At 65.3% G+C, this 3,174-nt stretch carries 4 protein-coding genes, 1 tRNA gene and 1 pseudogene; 3 read left to right on the top strand and 3 right to left on the bottom strand.

Going from position 1 to position 3,174, the window contains the following annotated elements; translation table 11 throughout:
* Together ACFWF3_RS29785 and ACFWF3_RS29780 are read right to left on the bottom strand one after the other, a co-directional pair.
* On the bottom strand, positions 1–522 hold a 522-nt coding region (locus tag ACFWF3_RS29785), incomplete at its 3' end, for an ANTAR domain-containing response regulator (protein WP_379316950.1).
* A gap of 165 nt (positions 523–687) precedes the next feature.
* A tRNA-Leu gene (locus ACFWF3_RS29780) sits at positions 688–774 on the bottom strand.
* 112 nt (positions 775–886) lie between these two features.
* Here ACFWF3_RS29780 and ACFWF3_RS29775 point away from each other — a divergent pair.
* From ACFWF3_RS29775 to ACFWF3_RS29765, 3 genes are all read left to right on the top strand, one after another.
* A complete protein-coding gene (locus ACFWF3_RS29775) occupies positions 887–1,396 on the top strand; it encodes a monooxygenase family protein (protein WP_378995656.1) in 510 nt (169 codons plus the stop codon).
* 185 nt (positions 1,397–1,581) lie between these two features.
* A complete protein-coding gene (locus ACFWF3_RS29770) occupies positions 1,582–2,205 on the top strand; it encodes a low molecular weight phosphatase family protein (RefSeq protein WP_378995659.1) in 624 nt (207 codons plus the stop codon).
* Positions 2,206–2,339: 134 nt separating this feature from the next.
* Positions 2,340–2,723 (top strand): hypothetical protein, encoded by a 384-nt coding sequence (locus ACFWF3_RS29765; protein WP_379316948.1) that lies wholly within the window; start codon positions 2,340–2,342, stop codon positions 2,721–2,723.
* Between the two features lie 43 nt (positions 2,724–2,766).
* On the opposite strand, the pseudogene ACFWF3_RS29760 reads toward ACFWF3_RS29765, so the two are convergent.
* A pseudogene (locus ACFWF3_RS29760) lies at positions 2,767–3,174 on the bottom strand (acyl-CoA thioesterase II); the annotation flags it as partial.

The raw sequence follows: 3,174 nt of genomic DNA, 5'->3' as shown, positions 1-3,174 counted from the left end.
CGCCTGCGGCTCCGAGAGCCCCTGGGTCTGCATGAGCACACCCTTGGCCCGCTCGACCAGTTTGCGCGTCTCCAAACGGTCCGAGAGATTCGCGACTTCGGTTTCCAGCGCCGTGATTTCGTGAAAACGACTGGCCGCCAGTTCGATCGCGGGCACCAGGTCGGATTTGGTGAACGGCTTCACGAGATAGGCCATCGCACCCGCGTCCCGCGCACGCTCCACCAGATCGCGCTGACTGAACGCGGTCAGGATCACCACGGGCGCAACACGTTTCGACGCGATCTCGGCGGCCGCGTCGATACCGTCACGGCGCGGCATCTTCACGTCCATGATGACCAGATCAGGGCGCAGTTCCTCGGCGAGCTCCACAGCCTGCTGTCCGTCGCCCGCTTCGCCGACGACGTCGTAGCCCTCTTCCTTGAGCATCTCGACGAGATCCATCCGGATCAAGGCCTCATCCTCGGCGACGACGACCCGCTTGGCCGCGGCCTCACGCGTGGCGCCGGCTGCATTCGTGCTCATAGGTTCGACCCCTCTGGATTCCGATGCCTGTCGATCACACCACGACTGGCGATGTAAAGAGTACCTTTTGCTTCCGCGCAGAGAATGCGCCTGCGATGAGATCGCGCACACCCTGCGCCGGATACTCCCCCGCGGAGCGCGGCTACGTACGCCGCGCTTCCGCCGTGGTGCCGAGTGTGGGACTCGAACCCACACGTCCTTCCGGACAACGGTTTTTGAGACCGTCGCGTCTGCCAGTTCCGCCAACCCGGCGCACCGCGGTCACTATAGCGTCTCGGCGCGCCGGGAAGCGAACCGCCGGTCGAACCGGACGTCCACCTGCCCCGTAGTACCTCGAAAGAGCACCTTGGAAGGGGCTGCGATCATGCGCGTGCACAGAACTACGGTCGACCTGAATGCCTACCCCGACCTGGTGATGATCCTGCTCGGCATGCGTGTCCGCACCCCGCGCGGGATGCTGCGGCTGCTCGGCGTCGGCCCGAAGTTGTATCGCTCACATGCCGACCGGCCCGACGGTTTGCTGCTGCACGAGGACATCGTGTGGTCGATGTTTCCACCGCATTGGGGCGCCCGGCAGTACTGGCGCGATCTGGATTCGCTCGAGCGCTGGACGCGATCGGAACCGCACCGGCAGTGGTGGGGCGAATTCCTGCGCGATTCCGGCGGCACCGGCTTCTGGCACGAGGCCTACTTCCGCCGTGGCGGCATCGACGCGGTCTACGACGACATGTCGACCTCGACGGGGCTGGCGGCGTTCGCGCCGGTCGTTCCCGCGCGCGGGCCGATGTTCTCCACCAGGGGCCGCGTGCACGGCACTCCACCGGCCGTGCCGCCAGTCATTTCCGAATCGAATTATTACGACCGAAAAGAGTGACAACCGACACATATCACCGCGAGGTTTCTTCCCCCTATCTCGCGGGTATCACGGTCACACACAACAGATTTGCGCATCGTGAATGATGTACGGCGTTCAACCGAAAGGTGAATAAGTAGTACCGCGCTTGTGATGGTTACAATTCCGGCCTACTCCGTGACAATCGACCCGATTACGGTGTCGGTATGCACGTGCTCTTCGTCTGCAACTCCAATGTCTGCCGGTCGGTGATCGCCGAACGGCTCACCCGGGCGTTCGCGACGGAGCACGCTCTACCCGGCCTCACCGCGGAGAGCGCGGGCACCAGGGCCCTGGTCGGCTTTCCGCCCGATCCGATGGCCGCCGAGACCATCCAGGGCCTCGGCGGGGACACCGCCGGCTTCAAGGCCCGAAAGCTCAAGCCCGAGATGGTCGATCGCGCCGATCTGGTGCTGACGATGACCGATTCCTTACGCGACCAGGTCGGCGAACTGGCCTTCGGCACCGCCCCGCGCACCTTCACCCTCGCCGAGGCCCATCGCATCGCCAAGGTCACCGGTGCGAAATCCATTGCCGCACTGCACCACGCGCGCAACAACCTGGCCTATGTGGGCCGCGAGAACATCGCCGACCCGATCGGCCTCTCGCCCGCGGCGTTCCTCGAGGTCGGCGATCGAATCGCCGAATTGCTGTTTCCCGTGCTGGGCGCGCTCGCCCCCCACGAGCAGACGAAACGGGCCGGCGACACCGATCGGCCCGGCCTGGTGATAGCTCCCAGTGGACCCGGCGCCCCACTGTCGGCCTTTCTCGCCGCGCAACGCAGACGCTGAGCTAGGGCTGTTCGCCACGGCGCGCAGGGATTAGACTTCGGCGCGGACGTGGGTGGTTACCCCTTGCAGGTTCGACACACGACGGGACTACAGACTTGCCGAAACGCATTTCGGATGTTTCGCTCCATGTGTATGTGACGCCGGAGATCCTCGACCGCATCGTCGCCAGTGTCCGGACGGTTCTCGACGACCACGTGCACGAGCGTGACGTCTACGCATGGCGGTTCACCATGCCCGTCGACGCGAGCGACCCGGTGCATCACGAACTCGAATCACAGTGGCGCGGTAGCTATCCCGGCCTCGAGCCGAGCACGGAGAGCACCTACGAGATCGCGCTGAGCCTGGTCGGCGATCAGGCCGATCTCACCGACGCCGACATCGCCGACCTCGAGCGTGGGCTGGCGCTGGCCGTGTACGGAGCGGCCCCACCGCATCACGCGCACGGTGTGCCCTTCACCTTGCGCGCCCATCAGCGCACCGACGTGGTCGCACCCGAGCTCGACCACGAACTGCGTTGAGCTCTCCGGCCGGATTGACCTCAGCGGGGCCACACCACGGCGCTCAGCGGGCCGGGAAGTGCCGGATGACGCCTTCCTGCACGGTCGTGGCGATCAATTCGCCTGTGCGCGAATAGAACCGGCCCGTCGCCAAACCACGCGAACCGGCCGCGACCGGCGACTCCGTGGCGTAGAGCACCCAGTCGTCGAACCGGAACGGGCGATGGAACCACATCGAGTGGTTCACCGTCGCCGCGAGAATCCGGTCCAGCCCCCACGACAAACCGTGCGTGGTGATGATCGAATCGAGCACGGTGGTGTCGGAGGAGTAGCCCAGCGCGGCCACGTGCAGCAGTTGATCATCCGGCAACGCCCCGTCGGTGCGCATCCAGACCCGGTTGTGATTGAGCTTCTCGCCGGTGCCCTTGAGGATCCACGACGGATCGTTGGTGTAGCGCATGTCGATCGGATG

It is taken from the genome of Nocardia sp. NPDC060220, from assembly GCF_042727815.1.
Lineage (GTDB): Bacteria > Actinomycetota > Actinomycetes > Mycobacteriales > Mycobacteriaceae > Nocardia.
The sequence above is the reverse complement of the archived record's forward strand: the minus strand, read 5'-3'. Positions and strand labels throughout refer to the sequence as shown.

Excerpts from the sequence above, each read along its gene's own strand:
- ACFWF3_RS29775 (WP_378995656.1), top strand. The coding sequence starts at position 887 with ATGCGCGTGCACAGAACTACGGTCGACCTGAATGCCTACCCCGACCTG.
- ACFWF3_RS29770 (WP_378995659.1), top strand. The coding sequence starts at position 1,582 with ATGCACGTGCTCTTCGTCTGCAACTCCAATGTCTGCCGGTCGGTGATC.